Below are 16,907 nucleotides of genomic sequence, written 5' to 3' on the forward strand. Positions count from 1 at the left end.
ACTATATTTATAACTTCAGCTATTTACTTATTATTAGCGATACAAAACTTGATGTATCTTTTATGGTGAATAGTTATGGCGTTAGATATTAGTAAAATCCTCAATATGGTAGAGGAAGAAAGGAAATATGCAGAAGAACTAGAAAAGCTATCTGCGAGTTTTAGGCATCCAGTTCTACAAGGATTAATAAAGGGTATATCTATGGATAGTAAAAAACATAGCATTCTATATACTGCAATAGCGAACCTGCTGAAAGAGACCCAACCAGGGCTCACTGAAGACGAGCTTGGGATAATCAGGAAAAGCATCGAGAAACACATAGAAATGGAAGCAGAAATGGTTAAACTAACAGGTCAATGGTCAGAAGAGGTAGATGATCCCAGGCTTAAACTTCTGTTGAAAGCTATACATGACGATGAAATAAAGCATCACAAGATCCTCCTTGACGTAAAAGACAAGCTGGCCAAAAGAGAAACAATAACTGAGGCAGATATGTGGGATGCTATATGGAAAGATAGCCCCTGGCATGGAACTCCTGGGGGGTAATCTATACATATTTCCTTATTCTTTTTAATGAATTAATGTCCAATAAAGCTTCTTGGTACAAACATGTATATAGGTGGATCGATATGGTGAAAATAGTTTTCCCAACCGGGAAAGGCGGATTAGACGACATAGTATATGATAGACTCGGTAGAGCACCTACCTTTACTATAGTTGAAGTAGACGAATCTACTGGTGAAATAAAAAATGTCAAAGTAACCAGTAACCCCGGTTACTATGCAGGAAGTGGAGCAGGCGTAAAAGCCGCTCAAGTACTAGGTGACCACGGTGTCAATGTTTACTCCGGCCCTAATCCTGGCCCTAACGCCTATGCGGCCATTCAATACTTAGGTATTAAGGTTATTCCAGGGTTTATCGGGTTGAAAATAAAAGATGCTGTAAAAAAAGTTTTAGAACAACTTCACCCCTGACTTCTCTTGTTTCTGTATGAAATCATGTCCAAAGCTATATTCGCAATGTTTTTAATGGGTTCTGCAGGCATAGCGCCCTCCAGTTCCATATAAGCTCTGTATATATTCCCAACAACCCTCTCCCTGTCTATCCATATATCGAATTTGCCCAGATCGGTTTCTAGAGCTGCTTGTAACGGAGTAAGTTTTCTTTCATATCCTTTCTCAGCCGCTTGAACTACAAGTTTCAAATATTCCAGCATCTCTTCTAGGCCGTATTTCCCTGTAACCGGGCCGTGACCTGGGATGAATGTATCAATATTCAGCTCCAATAAACTTTTCTCCAAGACATCTATCCAGCCCTTCAAATAACCGTCAAGGGCAAATGGAGTAACCTTATAGAACACTAGATCTCCGGTATAAGCTACCCCTTCATCTTCTATCATTACCAGTGTATCGCCAGGAGTATGTGCTGGACCCATATAAATTAATTTGACTTTAATTCTATTCGGTAGGTTCAGAATTCCAATGCCACCTTCATATACTATATTGGGCAATGTATACCTGCTGCCTGTGAAGTCGAGGTCAGGGAAGAATGCTTTAAACATCCTAGGATCTAAATCCATGTTTTGCTCGATAAGTCTTGCTGTTACTATATGGGCAACAACAATGGCATTCTTAACTACGTGGTTAGTCCATACATGGTCTCCATGATGATGTGTATTAATGATTATTCTAGGTTCTGGAAGGCCTTTCTCCTCCAGGGTGTTCAGTATATTCTTCATTCTAAGCTCGTTGTATTGTGTGTCAATTAGAACAGTGTAATTACCGGCATCTATAATACCTGTGTTACTCTTGAACCAGCCTCCTTCAGGGTCTATGTATGCATAGAAACCTGGTTTGACCTCTACAAGCCCACTCTCCCATTCATTCATGCGGATCAACTCAGATACTTTCTAGCAAACTCTACCTCATTCTCCACTGTTTTAGATAAAAGGGGTTCCTCATATATATCGAAATGCCCTCCATCAACTTCAAGTAACACTTTCTCTGACCTGATTGCGCTACTAACTTCCTTAATATGTTGCGGTGGTGTAGTCTTATCACTACTTGCTAATAGTAAGAAAATAGGTCTGGACAATATTCTAGCGTAAAGCCCTGGAGAATAGATGAGTATCCTTTCCAAGCTATCAACTGTGATGTAATTCTTGAACTCCGGGAATTTTAAAGCTTTCTCCATGTAATACTTGTAGGCTTCATCACTCCTAATTACACACGGTCCATCCTTCGAGACTATAGGTATTCTATTAATCCTCCCCTTACAACAGTCGCCCCTGAAGGCCTCCACAAGCTGCATGTATGGATTGAGGCTTCCTGCATAGCTTATGGCTGTCTTATAGCTGTAGAGATTAGGTACTTGTGCTATTCCACACTTAACACCAGGCTGTGGGAATGCTAGCTGGAGAATTACATGGCCTCCGCTAAAACTCGTACCCCATATACATATACGAGAAGGATCCACATTATTCAGTGTTTTAACGTAGCTGACAGCACATCTATAATCCTCAATCTGATCCACCGGGTATAATGTCTGCCTCGGAGATCCCTCGCTCTCCCCAAATCTTCTATAATCGAATATGAGAGTAGTAAATCCTGCTTCAGCGAATTTAGGCCCGTAATCACCGGCGTGAATCTCCTTAATCATCCCGAAACCGAAAGCCATAACGATCGCAGGAGTTTTCTCTTCTCCAATAGGTTCATATAACAGTCCCGCGCACCTAACACCCATGCAGTTGAAAGAGGTTTTCTTGACAGTAAACTTCAACACCAACACCTCGAATAGATGTTATGCTTAGAGTAATTGAGAAAGATATGTGCCCAGAATAACTAGCATTTAGATAATAATATTTTACCTGGAATAAATAGTTAACTTGACTTGAACGGGGGGACCATTTTGTTCGGTAAGCATCCTTTAGATGTTCCTTCAAACACAAAGCTCAGTGGAGAAAGATTATGCGATGCGTTAAGACTTGCCATTATAGCGGAAATAGATGCGATCACGTTATATCGGCAGATAGCAGAAGCCGCAGAAAATAAGCTGGTTAAACAGGTTTTCAATGAGGTAGCAGAGGAGGAGAAAGAGCACTTGGGAGAATTTATGTATCTCCTGAAGAAATGCGATAAGACTATTGTTAGAATGATGGGACATGGTGAAGAGGAAGTAAAAGAACATGAAGAACGAGTTTAAACTCGCTATTATTAAGGGATGAAAACTTTGGTTAGCAAAGTAGCTCTAGTTACAGGATCAAGTAGGGGTATAGGAAGGGCTATATCCTTAGAACTAGCAAAGGCAGGCTATTCTTTGGTTATAAACTATAGGAAGAGGGGCGAAGAAGCGAGGAAGACATTAGAGCTTGTGAAAGACTATGGTGTGGATGCAGTAACAGCTAAAGCGGATGTCAGTGACCCAATCCAAGTTCAAAACATGATAGGCATTGCTAATAACCATTACGGAAGACTAGATGTGGTTGTCAATAATGCGGGATGGGGGTATCTAACACCAGTAGGTAGCATGGACACTGAATTATGGGACAGGCATATACGAGTAAATCTCAATGGAGTGTTCTATGTGACGAGAGAATCTCTGCCTCTATTATCGAATTCTCCAAGCGGTAGGGTAATAAACATAACAAGCATAGCAGGAATTAGGGGTTTACCAGGCCTAGCTGCTTACAGTGCGGCCAAAGCAGGCGTGATATCTTTCACTAGGGCGTTATCACAGGAACTTGCAGGGTCGAGGATAACCGTGAATGCGGTAGCAGTGGGGTTTGCTCGGACAGATATGGGTCTAAGCTTCTTTAAGGCTACTGGTATAAGTGTAGAGGAGTATGAAGCTAGGTATACGTTAACAGGTAAGCTAGTTGAACCAGTTGAGGTAGCCAGATTAGTAGTCTACCTGGCAAGCGAGGATGCAAGAAATATAACCGGCCAGGTTTTCGTGATAGATTCCGGGCAACTCTTAGCTTTACCGTTCCCAAATTAGCTCTCTCACAAGAGGAGGTTTTTCACATATCTATCGTAGAGGAATATCCATCCTTCAGGAGCTGGGTTAGGTGATTTTATGTAGTCGCTGCGTTTAAGGGAGACCTTAGCATATGATGGTATTAGGAAGGCCATATCAGTGTCTTCAAGCATTTCAGCGTCCATATCAGCATCTCCGAATCCCAGTGTAAAGGTGTCTGTGACTGTAAACTTTGATGATAATGTTAGAAGAATATTTATACCTGCTCTTTTACCTGGGATTTTACCTATGGTGAGAAATCTACTGCCTATGTGGACAAAGTAGCCTTTAGACCTGTATTTTTCTGCTAATATTTTCAGGCAATCCCTGTCTGTCGAATAAAGGCTCTCAGTGAATAATCTCATTCTAGCTGCTCTTGCAAACTCGCCTTTAAGCCCAGCAATTTCCCCTAGTTCGTCAAGGCTCATATCCCGATACCCTTTAATTCCGCAGTTCAATTGCCTTGCAATCTCCAGATCCTGCTCAACTAGCCTCTCTCCTAACTCGAGAACACGGTAGCCCTTGCAATTCCAGTCGTATTTTAAGAGATCAACTCCTGCAATCAATCCTCCGGCTTCAGAGATTATGTAAACTTTATTCTTTGGAAGACTCCACTTCTCAGCGTATAGGAGAACCTCGTCTAATGTTTTAGTTGTAGCGAAAACCAAGTAACCGTCGTGTAATAAGAAGTCTATTAGTTTGGGGGCTGTCGGGGAGAGATCGTAAGTCTGATCGACTAGAGTACTGTCTATATCGCTGACAATTATCTTGATCAACTTTATTCTACACCTTTCCCAGGTATCAGAGTTTTGGCGACTTGACGGACGCCTTATATGCTTCTCTAACCCTTTCCTTTGCAAGGACAAGTCTAGGATGAACTGCGAAGTCTACAACAGTTCCCTTTGCTTCACTTAACTGGTTCATGAATATTATGTGGCTGTACCTCCCCCCTAGAAGTCCATCAGCCACAAGGGCATATCCTTGTGCTGCTTCCTTAGACAATTTAGCGCCGTCTAAAAGTCCTAACGGTTCTATTGTAAGCTCGGAAAGCCTTTCAAGTACACTGCTTCTAATTTCATTAACCTTGGATAGTCTCCCAGAAAGTAGAATCGTTCTAATGTTGTGAAGTTTCGATAAACCGTAAACTGTCCTGGATAAATCTTCCAGCATTGACTCGATAATACTGTAAGCAGGTTCTCTAGCTTTCATCCACTCTTTCCAGGCACCTAAGGGATCTTCAATTGATGCAACTGTAGCTACTCCACCATAGAAGACGTCACTCCTAGCCCATTCTCCTCCTAGGACTACATGCTCTAAATCCATTGGTCCGTGTGTGAGGAAACCTCTGCAACACATGGTTCCCCCAAGGCCATTTACGATTCGACCCTTCTCAACAACAGTAATGGCATTATATCCATAGCCCATTTCTACCACTATGAAGTCAGCTTGCCGTGGATCCAGCCCATTATCTCTAGAGTATGTATGTATGCCCAAGAGGGTTAATGCCATCTTATCAGCAGTGCCCATGTCAAGCCTCCCAAGCTTCCTATAGAACGGGACTGTAGGCAGAAGTATAACACTGGGAATATATACCACGGGAAGTTTTTCCTCCCAAAATTCGACTACAGCCTGTGCAAGCGCTTGGTATACCATTACCCCGATTTCTCCAGCAGCTATCCCTCTAGCTATCTGCTCTTCAGTAGATAATAGGAGAACCTCTACCGCAAATCTTCTAGGATCTGTTATGTCCTTACTCCAAGTAATAGGAGCGCCATACCCGGAAGGGCCAGCGATTGCATCTACTCTCCCTAACTCTTTAACAGCCTCGAGTAGCAATTCCGGGTCTTTAGCTATGTCAGGTGTTGATATGCTTTTTTCCCCGACAATATAGCCATCATCTAGTAGTACTATGTCGAAGCTGGCTGTACCTGGGTCAATACCGACAACTCTAACCATTCTTGTTCCCCATGTGAAAGCGTATCCAAGATAGAAATACATAGCTGATTGTTAAAATAACTTGACAATCAATACTATTCATATTTGACTGTGGGGATGGGCGTAATGAAGTTTAAAGCAGCTATAATAGAGGAATACCGTAAGCCTTTCGTAGTTAAACGTATCGAGGTACCTGATGAGCTACGTAAGGGATGGGTTCGAGTTAGGGTAAGAGCAGTAGGGATGTGTGGCAGAGATCTTGTTGTATGGAAAGGAGGATTCCCTAATTTAAGGCCGCCTATAATTCCAGGGCACGAGATTTTCGGCGAGTTGAATGGTGAACCCGTATCAGTTTACCCTGCTATACTGGACTGCAGTGCAGGCGAGTGTAAGACACTTATTCTTGGGGAGAATTTACCCGGAGGATACGCTGAATATGTAGATATTCCTACCGGGAATATAGTAAAGCTAGCCACAAGAGAATATGAGAAATACGCAGCTTCAGTCTGTGGTGTTGCAACTCTAATACACGCGTCTAAAATAGCTGGCATAAAAACAGGGGATTCTGCACTCGTTACTGGTGGTACTGGCGGAGTCGGCATACACGGTATCCAGTATCTCATCAGTATGGGAGTCAAAGTCTACGCTTATACTAGGAGGATAGAGCATAACAGTCTCCTCGAAAGCTTAGGTGCTATACCTGTCAATAATCTATTATTCTATAAGGAATACGGTAAAGTAGATTATGTCTTCGAAAATGTTGGGGCTCCAGTAGTAAACGATAGTCTAAGAGGCCTGAAACAGCGTGGAACATTAGTATTGATAGGGAACACTGAAGGCACACCGATAACACTATATCGTCCGGCAATGATTGTCCAGAGAGAACTAGTAATTAAGGGTTCCATGGCTTTCACTCCTAACGAGTGGGTTGAGGCAATCAGGTTAGTTGAGGATGGAAAGATAAAGCCTATATACAAGGCTTTTCGGCTGGAAGATATAAACTATGCAATAGAAAACGTATTAAAAGGCAGGAGGGTCGGTAGAATAGTTTTACTCCCTTAACCTTACACCTAACCCTGTTAGCCCCAGTTTAATAAGAGTCTCTTTGAACGGTACTCCTTTTTCATCCCATCCCCTAAGACTATAGTATTCCCTCTTCATCTTATCCAGCTCATATATATCAACAACTTCACCCTTTTTCGGCCCATCACTTATTGGCTGATATAGAAGCCTAGGCGGTAGGGTATCATCCGAAGATTCAAGCATGAATCTCAGATTCACCATACGTTCAAGAGTAATTATTCGTTCCCCGGTCATGAGCAGGTCTCCAGAATCAAATTTTGTTCCGAGAACAGTGTTAACGGGTTCAACGAGATTTTCTGGTGGCAGTTCTTTTCTACTAAACTTGCATATTCCCAGGGCATCATATACGGCAAAGAGGTTTTCCATAGCCTGTACTATCACAGGTTTACCTTCATATGATAAGGGATCAATATCCTCGTATATCCATAGGTTGCCGCCCAATTCTAGTGCATACATTCCGCTGGTTAAATGGTCTCCTCCCCTGCTGGCAACAGCGTATCCTAATGCCATCCCTTTTAATCCCCTAGCGTCATAAGCAGGTAAGTCTAAGCCCTTAACGTTCACAGCCTCATCCATTCCCCGGCTAAACTTCCTAACCGCCCATACAGCTCCGTCAGCTAGTAGTCCTCCTAGCTTAGACTTTCTATAAGCCATGTCTTCTACGAGCCTCATCAATACTCCAGTAGCACCCCATGTCAGGCCTTCGTATCCCGTAGCGTAGTCCCCCAGCAGTTCCTTCTCATTCAATTCTATAGCCCATGATAAGGCGGCGCCAAGGCTTATCGCGTCAAACCCTAACTCGTCAGCCATATATGATAGTGATGCAGCTTGCCACGTATCGCATATTCCAATATTGCTTCCAAGGCTGTATAGAACCTCATACTCAGGTCCATCAACCCTTACTTTACCGCCTCTGAAAGGGTTCATAACCTCTATAACCTGACTACAGGGCCTATTACAATGGGGACATGGATTCCTAGAAACCTTATTCTCGGATTCAAATGAAGCAAACTTCTCTCTTACCTCGTCTCTCTCACCACACCATCCCAAAGTACTCCGCTTCCAGTTGAGAGAGGGGAAAACTCCTTGTGACTCAGTAAGCCTTACTATTCCTGGTGTACCGTACTTGACGAGTGATTTACCAGATGGAGATTTCGGGAGAATCTTACTCCAATTGGTAATAATCTCCTTCATCAACACAGGATCCTTTGACTTGAATTCTTTACTCCCTTTTGCTATTATTGCTTTCAACTTCTTTGAACCCATAACGGCGCCTAACCCTGTTCGCCCTGCTTGGCGTCTATTGCAATCTATACTAGCGATCTTAGAAAGATTCTCTCCTGCTGGGCCAATAACGCATATGCCATATCCCTTGTATTCGTTTTTGAGTGCGTTCTCAACGTCTGATATAAGCAACCCCCACAGTCTAGCTGCATCTTTTACATAGGTTTCACTGTTGTTTATTACTAGTATTCCAGGGTTATCTAGCGATCCCTTTATCACCACGGCATCTATACTACTCCACTTGAGATGAGCTCCAAGTAATGCTCCTACAGATGATCTTCCTAAAAATCCAGTTTGCGGGCTTCTAGCGGAGAATATTGTTTTGCTAGCTGTTGGAAATCCTGATCCCGTTAAGAGTCCTGGCGAAATTATTAGAGGATTACTAGGAGATAGTGGATCTGTATCTTGGTTCGAGTTAAGGTATAGTAGAAGAGAAGATATACCCCTTCCGCCGAGGAGTTTCTGTGAATAATCCCTTTCATCTATCCAGCTTTCCCTCTCACTTAAGTCTATATAAAGGATACGGGTGAGAGGCATATCTAGTCACCGTATTAAACAGATACCCCCTGGTTTTTATAAGTGGTAATAGAACTAGGCTATGTGTTTGATTTAAGGCTTTTGAATATAATTGCGTATAGCATCAAGTCGAGGATTAACATGATCGTTGCTAACAAGAAAGTGGTGGCGCCGGGTTTAACTCCTATGAGTGATTTGTGATAAGTATAAATGGTGCCTGCAATTAGGGGGCTTACCATGTTACCAAGATTTGATAAGGTATTTGAAAAGCCTACCATAGTAGACCCGCCTCTACCCACTCCAAGCAAGGCAGCATTTCTAGTTAGAGGCAATGTAGATCTACCTGCAGTCTGAGCGAAAACAAATCCGAGAGCTGTCATCAAAAATATCCCATCCAAAGACAGTAATGTACCTCCAAGCACTGCAATGACTAAAGTTAAAGCTAGTGTTCTCGGTACTCCTATCCTATCACTTAGAGGACCAACAGTAAGACCTCCTATGAGCGCGGCTATTGAGCCTATAGCCAAAAGACTGCCTAAACCCGATTTATCCATGTGGAATTCTTCATAGACATATACATAGAAATACTCCCTAAGCAGACCTGTAAGGAAGCCCGCAGTAAAGGCCGAGTAGAGGATCCATCCAACTCTACGGTCTAATATCCTAGTTGCTTCCTTTAAACGAAGCCTTTTATCAGCGGAAGGAGTTATACCTATAGATGAGGCCCACAATATTACACCGCTCAAGGCTAGTAGGATAGTACCCATTCTAGCTATTTCAAAGTATGATAGAGGGAGAATTCCAAAAGAATAAACACCTATTGCAACACCGAGGGTTCCGGTTGCAAAATAGAGAGAGAGAAGGGTTCCGGGTTTACCTTTTGTAGCATCAACTATTAAGGTTTGAGCAGTAGGCCAAGTTAAACCAGCTAAAGCCCCCCAAACAGTCATGGCTAAAATAAGTGCAGTAGGACTTGCAGTATAGGTGGAAGCACATATTATAAATGCCGCCGTCACTATTGGAATTATAGTTAAAAGTTTCCTTTTCTCCGGACTAATATCTCCTATAAATCCTGCCACTATACTCATAATTGCTCTCCCAGCCATATAGCCGCTAGTGAGACTGGAGACGGCGATTACAGTTGCTTTCAAGTTAACTTTGAGTAATAACGCCAAGGAAGGCCTAATAAGTCCTGCTGCGGTACTTGCTAGTAGTACAGCGGTAAGTATACCAGCTACACGCCACCTTTCTTTTTCTTTCTCCATTCGGTGATCACTCTCCCCATCTCAGCTCTAGCCTCATCAGTCAATGCTTTCTCCGCTAAGGAGTCAATGGTATATCTTATTTCATCAAGGTATTTCCACACGTCTTTTCTCCGCTTCTTTTCATTAAGACGGGGATCTTTGTTTACTGCTCTGAACCATTCTAAGATTTTCTTGACGGCTTCATTTATAGACGAGGCGACATCATCGATTATTCCTATTTTAAGGGCTTCTTCTGTTGTTAGCCTTCTTGCTGTCGTGGCAAGCTCCATAGCAAGCTCTGAGCCAAGTAATCTGCGACCGTGTGTTATTAGCATCGGAGGGTATAATCCTATGTTTACTTCCGGATAGAAAATTTCAATATGTTTTAACGCGACATTATAGTCTAGGAATAGTATTATTTCACCTCCACCACCGGCTGCTAAACCGTTTATGAGAGCTGCCAAAGGCTTCTTACAGTCGACTAGTAGCTCTATTATACGGTATATTCTATGAAAAAACTGTTTGGCTTCAGATGGCGACTTGAAGTAGTACATATCATAGATATCGTCTCCGCTTGAGAAGGCTCTTCCACGACCGGTGAGAGCTATACCTAAATATTCACTGTTGCATGCTTCCTTTAGGTTGGATTCGAGTAGCGTCCATGTCTCGCTGTTCAAAGCATTTAGCTTGCCGGGTCTGTTGAGGTATATCCAATAAAAATTATCCTTGACTATTGACTCTACGGGACGTTGCAATTCTGATCCCTCTAGCCGGTATTGTTTATAGCTAAACAAGGTATAAAATCTACATTACTGGGACCGGAGTGGTTTAATATGAAGGCACTGATGCTTTATTCACCGGGAGATCTTAGACTTGTTGAATGTGATAATCCTATACCGCGTAAAGACTGGGTAAGGATTAAGGTTGAAAGAGTAGGAATATGCGGTACAGACAAATCATTCTACATGGGATCCTATAAGCTAATGAAGAAACCATTGATACTTGGCCATGAGATAGCGGGAACTATAGATATGATAGGAGACGAAGCTTCGAAAGATCTTATTGGTCATAGGGTTACTACTGAGATAAACGTTCATTGCAGGAAATGCTGGTATTGCCGTCATGATATGCCAACTCAATGCCCGTATAGAGAGACTATCGGTATAACTAGGCATGGAGGGATGGCCGAATACGTCTTGACGAGAAGTGACTTAGTTCATATAGCTGATGACCTTGATCCTGGATCCCTAGCTCTAGTAGAGCCATTAGCTGCTGTCATGGAAATCAGTGAAATGGAGAGGATACCGGTGGACGCTAACATAGCTGTTCTAGGCTTAGGAACAATAGGATTATTATCTACTGCATATTTGAAGACCTTCAATCCGAAGCTCCTCCTAGGAATAGCGCGAAAAGATACGCCGAAAGCTAGCCTGGCATTATCACTTGGAGCTCATGGAGTCGTAACATACACTGAGGCACTGGAGATAGCTTCAACTGAAACCCCAGAAGGACAGGGGTTTGACTATATAGTTGAAGCTACAGGCAGTTCTGAGGGACTAGACATGGCTTTAAACCTGGTAAGACCCAGAGGTGTAATAGCAGGAAAATCCACTCAAGGCTCACCCGTAAACTTTGATTACACCAAGCTTGTGGTGAAGGAAGCTAGGCTAATCGGCAGCCGCTGCGGTCCCTTCGATAAGGCCCTTAGTTTCGTAAGGAAGGAGCGTAATATTCTATCCAGCCTAATAACAAGGGTTTATCCTCTGGAAGAGGGTGTCAAGGCGTTCATTGAAAGTTTTAATAGAAAAAGCGTGAAAATACAGTTAGAGCCTTAAAGATCGGTTATTCTTTTATGTAGGGTTTCCCTAATGCACGAGGCATTTTCACTTTCTTCATTATGGCAGCTACGAAGATTAGAGTTGTCAGGTAGGGAATCGTTAGGAATAAATATGTCTCCGCGGTGAACTGGGTTCCAGTTATTTTCTGAAGCATTATAGGAAGATAAGTCCCGGACGCATCCGCGAATCCGAATACGAACGCGCCCAATATAGCTATGAGCGGGTTCCAATTAGCGAATGCTACATCAGCTAAAGCTATGAATCCTCTTCCAGCTGAGATAGTCCTAGTGAATGATCCTAACCATCCTATGGAGAGATACGCTCCTCCAAGCCCCGCTAGCCCTGCTCCTATTACAGTAGCATAAAACCTGGTTTTACTCACATTTACACCCATAGCTTCTGCAGCCCTAGGATCTTCTCCGCAGGCTCTAAGCTTTAGTCCCAGCCCAGTCTTTTCTAGAATGTACCAACTAGCAAAAGCAACTATGAGTGCAACTACAAGTAATTGAGGTATAACCATGTTTGTTCCTGCAATTTCTACGCTCCATGGATTTATTTTTGGGATTTTAGGGCTGCTAGAATAGTCTCCCCATAGGAATATTAATGTAAGTATACTTAGGCCGTATGCGAAACTGTTGAAGCCTACTCCAGCTATGATCTGATCTCCTCTGAGATACACGCTTATAAATCCGTGGAGAACCCCAGATAGAAGGCCTATGATAACTCCTATCGTCAAACCTATTAAAGGGTCGTTTGTATAGAATGTCGCTACAGTAGATGTTAAGGCGGTGATCAAGAAAATTCCTTCCAGTCCTATGTTTACAACGCCGGACTTCTCTGCTATCACTTCTCCTATTGCTGCTAGGAGGAGAGGGGTCATACTTAGGAAAGTATTCGACAATAGATTAACTATGTCAGCCATCAACTTTACCTACCTCCTCCTTAATCTGTATAATTGTACAAGTTTCCTGTAAGCGTAAGGTGCTGATAGTGCTATGATGATTATACCTGTTATTGTATCGGAGACGTAAGGAGGTGCTCCAGTCTCCAATTCTACCCATTGACCGCCGATTATCAGGTCAGCGAAGAAAAGCGCTGAGAAAATTATACCTATAGGATTATTCCTGCCAAGCAAGCCTACTCCTATACCTGTAAAGCCTAGTCCGTAGAGGGATGACATTGTAGTATCGATCGCACTTGACTCACCGATCACTAGGAGTGCACCACCAAAACCAGCAAGTCCTCCTCCTAGTGCCATGGAGAATAAGATACTCTTATCAGGGTTGTATCCAGAGTATAATGCTGTTTTAGGGTTATATCCAGAGACGCGCATCTTATATCCTAGGTCGGTATAGTATAAAATGTAATAGGCAACTAGTGCGCCTAGAACCGAAAGCCAGAATGCTGTAGTCATGGAGAACATTTCATGTGGACTTAACTGTACACTCATATACGGCTTCTCAGGGTTAGGTAGATACTTGATTATAACGTATATAATGAAGTAGTAGGCAGTCCAGTTGAGCATTATAGCTGTTATAACCTCATTTATCCCTCTGTATACTCTCAGGGCAGCCATTAACCAGCCCCAGAAAGCTCCGGCTATGAATCCTAATGTTAATCCTATGGGAATGCTACCTGTAAAAAAGGTTCCTACTAATCCGGCTAGTGCCCCCATGTAAAGCTGGCTTTCACCTCCTATATTAAAGACACCAGCCATTAGTGGAATGGAGAACGCCAAGCCCGTCATAACTAGCGGTGCACTCTTCCCCGCCAAGTGACTTAGGTCTGAGACCCCGCCTGTAATCATAATATTAAATATATTGAGAGCATTGTAACCCATTAATTCGAGTATTACCCCTGCTATAAGGAATCCTGTTAGAGCTGATAGGGATACTTCAATTGTACCTGTAATATACTCTGTTTTCTTCGCCCTTAAAGACTCCATTATACTAGTTATGTTTACCCTTCAACACCTCCCATAAGCATGCCAATTCTATCCCTAGTCAGCTCGTCTGGGGTGCCTATACCTATGAACCTTCCCTCATATATAACAGCTATCCTATCGGATAACTCGTATATCTCATCGAGATCGCTTGAGATGAGAAGGATTGCTTTCCCCTCACCCCTTAGTTTCAGTAGAGTATTTCTGATGAACCTAGTTGCAGATATGTCTAATCCTTGAGTCGGCTCTGCTACCACTATTACATCTGATTCCCTAACTACCTCTCTCCCCACCATAATTTTCTGCTGGTTTCCTCCGCTCAGATACTTTACTATCGCATCTAAACTAGGAGTCTTGACGTCCAGGTACCTCACTATCTTGCCTGAAATACTTCTTGCTTTACTCCACTGAATCATTCTACCCTTAGATAACACCAAGTGCAAGTTAGTAAGTACAACGTTTTCTGTAACACTCATTTCTGAAACTAGCCCTTTTTTCCTCGACTCTGGAACGTAACCAAGACCAAGCCTATATCTGTCTGATGGGCATAAATCAGTAACATCCTCGCTTTTCAGAATTATACTGCCATTTACTGGCTTCAATATTCCGGCTATCGACTCTGCTAATTCGCTTTGGCCATTCCCCTGGACACCAGCAACTCCTAATATCTCTCCCGATTTAAGTTCAAAGGAAAGATTGTCTACTCTAGTGACTCCTTGCCCATCCAAGACTACCAGGTTCTCAACTTTAAGAAGAGTCTCACCTACAACACCCTCCCTTCCCGCCTCTGTTGGTCGGAGAGATTTGCCAATCATCATCTCAGCAAGGATTTTAGGAGTCGCTTTCCCCGCGTCTATGGTTCCTATTCTCTTCCCCTTCCTTAAAACAGTAATACGGTCAGCTAGCTCAAGGACTTCCCTGAGCTTATGGGTTATGAAGATTATGGTTATACCATTATCCTTTAGTTTTTTTAGTGCTGTGAACAATTCCTCGACTTCAACAGGTGTAAGCACGCTCGTGGGCTCGTCTAGTATGAGTATTCGTGCATCTCTCGACAAGGCCTTCACTATCTCAACCCTCTGTTGAAGGCCTACCGGTAGATTTTCAACAATAGTATTGAGAGGAAATTTAAGCCCGGTTTCATCCATTATTTGCCTAGCTTTATCTAAGGCTTCCATTATATTTGCTTTAGGCTTTATGCTAAGATAACTTAGAAACAAGTTCTCAGCAACAGTGAAGGTAGGTACAAGTGCGAAATGCTGGTAAACCATCCCAATGTCTTTCCTAATGGCTTCCCATGGCCCGTGGAATGATACTTTCTCACCGAAGACCCTGACTTCCCCTCTGGTAGGTTTTATTTCACCGTAGAGTATTCTCATCAGCGTTGTTTTCCCAGCGCCATTCTCGCCTAATAACCCGTGTATCTCTCCTTCACAAACTTCGAATTCAACGTTGTCAAGTGCTTTGACACCGTCTGGGTAGACTTTCTCGATTCCACGCATCTCAACAGCTGAAGTGTGGGGCAAGACCGTGCACCGATCAACTATCCTTGGAATAGAAAAAGATGTGGAAGGGTTAAATGAAAAACAGGATTACTAAGATACAGTGCCTTTCTCAAGGGCAGCATTTAGATTGCCTTTCTCTAGCTCCTGTACTATAGCATTATACTCTGCTTCACTGGTAGGTGTCTTGAACACTATTTTCCCCGTCTTTATCTGCTCTTCTAGTTGATTCATTATATTCCATGCTTGCTGAGGGATGTACTTCTGCCTCATTTCCTTGACAGTATTCACTATCTCTGTGGGAGTCAAGTTAGTTTTATGGTTCTCGTATGCTATTTGTGCAAAGTATTGGACACCATCTAGACCCCATATTCCAACCCCGTTGTCCTTAAGGCCTAGTACTTTGATACCGCCTTTCCATGACCCATCTACAACCATCTTTATGGCAGTATAAACAGCGGTATCAACTCTCTTGGCTCCGCTCAATATTATGTAGTGTGGGTTATACCATTCCTGGCTTGCATCTTCACCTATAGCTAATGCCTTTCCGTAACCTTTTTGGTTCCAGTCTATGACGGCATCGAACATTCCTAGGTGTGTTAACCCGGCAACACCGTAAAGTACTTTAGCGCCTTGCTGAAGCATTTGCATTGCAGTCTGGTATCCTTTCTGAGTGTCACCGAATGTTCCGGTGTATTGCCATATCACTTCTACATTCTTCCCAGTAATCTTCTCATAGTATTTTGCCCCGAAGAGATATCCAATATGGAACTTCCAGAGTGGAGGTATGTCCATCCCTGCAACTGCACCTATGGTGTTTCCACCTAGCTGGTAAGCCATTCCCGCTGCTAGTATTCCTACGAGGGATGCCGCTTCTTGTTCCCTGAAGAGTATATCGACTTCATTAGGTCTAATGATCCCTGTTGTAGAGTCTATTAGAGCATATTTCTGGCTGGGGAAGTCGCTTGCAGTTTTGTTTAACGCATCGGTCCAGAGGAATCCAACAAGTACTAGTAGATTATATTGACCTGACTCGGATAACTGTCTGAGGAGAGGTTCCATATCTGTGGTAGATTTAGGTGTAAGGAAGTTAACTGTGACACCAAAATCTTTCGCCGCATTCTCAGCTCCCATGTAGGCCATATCATTGAAGCTTAAGTCACCTCTTCCACCTACATCGAATAGAACTGCAATTTTGGTTTTCTTGCTAGTTGTGGAACTTGACGTCGACTGGGTGGTTGTTGTAGTTGCAGGGCTGGTTGTACCAGTTTCTCCAATGGTGGCTGTTGATGCAATCGGGTTTTGCTGGTTGTTTTGAGTTGTACCTGTTTTTGATGAGTAATAGTATGCTCCAATACCTATTAGGATGATGATAATGATTACGGTTGCGATTGCAGTTTGACTAATTCCCCTCTTATTCATGGTTGAATACACCTTGAAGACCTATCGTGTAGAAGTTTTATTTAAGAGTTATTTAAAAATTATTATATGCATTAAACCTGAAGTAGATCAGTTTTTGAATAAAACGTGAAACATTAGAATAGTATTA

17 protein-coding genes are annotated in these 16,907 nt (G+C 42.8%); 6 read left to right on the top strand and 11 right to left on the bottom strand.

Annotated elements, in window-relative coordinates; all coding sequences use genetic code 11:
* Positions 1-75: 75 nt before the first annotated feature.
* Both F7B60_01525 and F7B60_01530 read left to right on the top strand, forming a co-directional pair.
* Positions 76-546, top strand: a complete 471-nt coding sequence (locus F7B60_01525; GenBank protein MCE4614198.1) for a ferritin-like domain-containing protein — start codon at positions 76-78, stop codon at positions 544-546.
* An 83-nt stretch (positions 547-629) separates the two neighbouring features.
* Positions 630-974 carry a NifB/NifX family molybdenum-iron cluster-binding protein gene (locus F7B60_01530; GenBank protein MCE4614199.1) on the top strand — a complete coding sequence of 115 codons (345 nt, stop codon included), beginning with the start codon at positions 630-632 and terminating at the stop codon, positions 972-974.
* Here the strand turns inward: F7B60_01530 and F7B60_01535 are convergent.
* A complete protein-coding gene (locus F7B60_01535) occupies positions 965-1,888 on the bottom strand; it encodes an MBL fold metallo-hydrolase (protein MCE4614200.1) in 924 nt (307 codons plus the stop codon). The genes F7B60_01530 and F7B60_01535 overlap by 10 nt on opposite strands.
* A 5-nt stretch (positions 1,889-1,893) precedes the next feature.
* Positions 1,894-2,778 (bottom strand): alpha/beta hydrolase, encoded by an 885-nt coding sequence (locus F7B60_01540; GenBank protein MCE4614201.1) that lies wholly within the window; start codon positions 2,776-2,778, stop codon positions 1,894-1,896.
* Between the two features lie 129 nt (positions 2,779-2,907).
* On the opposite strand from F7B60_01540, the gene F7B60_01545 reads away from it, so the two are divergent.
* Positions 2,908-3,201, top strand: a complete 294-nt coding sequence (locus F7B60_01545; protein MCE4614202.1) for a rubrerythrin — start codon at positions 2,908-2,910, stop codon at positions 3,199-3,201.
* 27 nt (positions 3,202-3,228) lie between these two features.
* A complete protein-coding gene (locus tag F7B60_01550; GenBank protein ID MCE4614203.1) occupies positions 3,229-3,996 on the top strand; it encodes an SDR family oxidoreductase in 768 nt (255 codons plus the stop codon).
* A 5-nt stretch (positions 3,997-4,001) separates the two neighbouring features.
* Here F7B60_01550 and F7B60_01555 read toward each other — a convergent pair whose 3' ends face one another.
* Together F7B60_01555 and F7B60_01560 are read right to left on the bottom strand one after the other, a co-directional pair.
* Positions 4,002-4,790: an HAD hydrolase family protein gene (locus F7B60_01555; GenBank protein ID MCE4614204.1), complete on the bottom strand. Its 789-nt coding sequence runs from the start codon at positions 4,788-4,790 to the stop codon at positions 4,002-4,004.
* 25 nt (positions 4,791-4,815) lie between these two features.
* Entirely contained in the window at positions 4,816-5,970 is a 1,155-nt protein-coding gene (locus F7B60_01560; GenBank protein ID MCE4614205.1) for a DUF1464 family protein, read from the bottom strand.
* 105 nt (positions 5,971-6,075) lie between these two features.
* Between F7B60_01560 and F7B60_01565 the strand changes: the two genes are divergently transcribed.
* Positions 6,076-7,011: a zinc-binding dehydrogenase gene (locus tag F7B60_01565; protein MCE4614206.1), complete on the top strand. Its 936-nt coding sequence runs from the start codon at positions 6,076-6,078 to the stop codon at positions 7,009-7,011.
* Here F7B60_01565 and F7B60_01570 read toward each other — a convergent pair.
* From F7B60_01570 to F7B60_01580, 3 genes are read right to left on the bottom strand one after another with little or no spacing between them, the layout of a single operon-like run.
* Complete coding sequence (locus F7B60_01570) at positions 7,000-8,853, bottom strand: aldehyde ferredoxin oxidoreductase family protein (GenBank protein ID MCE4614207.1); 1,854 nt, start codon at positions 8,851-8,853, stop codon at positions 7,000-7,002. The genes F7B60_01565 and F7B60_01570 overlap by 12 nt on opposite strands.
* Before the next feature lie 59 nt (positions 8,854-8,912).
* Positions 8,913-10,097 carry an MFS transporter gene (locus F7B60_01575; protein MCE4614208.1) on the bottom strand — a complete coding sequence of 395 codons (1,185 nt, stop codon included), beginning with the start codon at positions 10,095-10,097 and terminating at the stop codon, positions 8,913-8,915.
* Entirely contained in the window at positions 10,067-10,831 is a 765-nt protein-coding gene (locus F7B60_01580; GenBank protein MCE4614209.1) for an enoyl-CoA hydratase/isomerase family protein, read from the bottom strand. Before F7B60_01580 ends, F7B60_01575 begins: the two co-directional genes overlap by 31 nt.
* Positions 10,832-10,909: 78 nt before the next feature.
* Here F7B60_01580 and F7B60_01585 point away from each other — a divergent pair, with 78 nt between their 5' ends.
* Positions 10,910-11,911 (top strand): alcohol dehydrogenase catalytic domain-containing protein, encoded by a 1,002-nt coding sequence (locus F7B60_01585; GenBank protein ID MCE4614210.1) that lies wholly within the window; start codon positions 10,910-10,912, stop codon positions 11,909-11,911.
* 7 nt (positions 11,912-11,918) lie between these two features.
* Here the strand turns inward: F7B60_01585 and F7B60_01590 are convergent, their stop codons facing one another.
* From F7B60_01590 to F7B60_01605, 4 genes are all read right to left on the bottom strand, one after another.
* A complete protein-coding gene (locus F7B60_01590) occupies positions 11,919-12,836 on the bottom strand; it encodes an ABC transporter permease (protein MCE4614211.1) in 918 nt (305 codons plus the stop codon).
* A gap of 9 nt (positions 12,837-12,845) precedes the next feature.
* Positions 12,846-13,859, bottom strand: a complete 1,014-nt coding sequence (locus F7B60_01595) for an ABC transporter permease (GenBank protein MCE4614212.1) — start codon at positions 13,857-13,859, stop codon at positions 12,846-12,848.
* 14 nt (positions 13,860-13,873) lie between these two features.
* The gene (locus F7B60_01600; protein MCE4614213.1) at positions 13,874-15,358 is read right to left on the bottom strand and encodes an ABC transporter ATP-binding protein; all 1,485 of its coding nucleotides are present in this window, start codon (positions 15,356-15,358) and stop codon (positions 13,874-13,876) included.
* 93 nt (positions 15,359-15,451) lie between these two features.
* Complete coding sequence (locus tag F7B60_01605; protein ID MCE4614214.1) at positions 15,452-16,780, bottom strand: BMP family ABC transporter substrate-binding protein; 1,329 nt, start codon at positions 16,778-16,780, stop codon at positions 15,452-15,454.
* Positions 16,781-16,907: the final 127 nt, after the last annotated feature.

The organism is Candidatus Tiamatella incendiivivens (assembly GCA_015522635.1).
In the GTDB taxonomy this organism is placed as follows: Archaea; Thermoproteota; Thermoprotei_A; order Sulfolobales; family Acidilobaceae; genus Tiamatella; species Tiamatella incendiivivens.

Bases quoted from the DNA above. Each gene is read 5' to 3' on its own strand.
- F7B60_01535 (MCE4614200.1), bottom strand. From the start codon at position 1,888: ATGAATGAATGGGAGAGTGGGCTTGTAGAGGTCAAACCAGGTTTCTAT.
- F7B60_01590 (MCE4614211.1), bottom strand. From the start codon at position 12,836: ATGGCTGACATAGTTAATCTATTGTCGAATACTTTCCTAAGTATGACC.
- F7B60_01585 (MCE4614210.1), top strand. From the start codon at position 10,910: ATGAAGGCACTGATGCTTTATTCACCGGGAGATCTTAGACTTGTTGAA.
- F7B60_01525 (MCE4614198.1), top strand. From the start codon at position 76: ATGGCGTTAGATATTAGTAAAATCCTCAATATGGTAGAGGAAGAAAGG.
- F7B60_01605 (MCE4614214.1), bottom strand. From the start codon at position 16,780: ATGAATAAGAGGGGAATTAGTCAAACTGCAATCGCAACCGTAATCATT.
- F7B60_01600 (MCE4614213.1), bottom strand. From the start codon at position 15,358: ATGCGTGGAATCGAGAAAGTCTACCCAGACGGTGTCAAAGCACTTGAC.
- F7B60_01565 (MCE4614206.1), top strand. From the start codon at position 6,076: ATGAAGTTTAAAGCAGCTATAATAGAGGAATACCGTAAGCCTTTCGTA.
- F7B60_01560 (MCE4614205.1), bottom strand. From the start codon at position 5,970: ATGGTTAGAGTTGTCGGTATTGACCCAGGTACAGCCAGCTTCGACATA.
- F7B60_01530 (MCE4614199.1), top strand. From the start codon at position 630: ATGGTGAAAATAGTTTTCCCAACCGGGAAAGGCGGATTAGACGACATA.
- F7B60_01575 (MCE4614208.1), bottom strand. From the start codon at position 10,097: ATGGAGAAAGAAAAAGAAAGGTGGCGTGTAGCTGGTATACTTACCGCT.
- F7B60_01570 (MCE4614207.1), bottom strand. From the start codon at position 8,853: ATGCCTCTCACCCGTATCCTTTATATAGACTTAAGTGAGAGGGAAAGC.
- F7B60_01595 (MCE4614212.1), bottom strand. From the start codon at position 13,859: ATGGAGTCTTTAAGGGCGAAGAAAACAGAGTATATTACAGGTACAATT.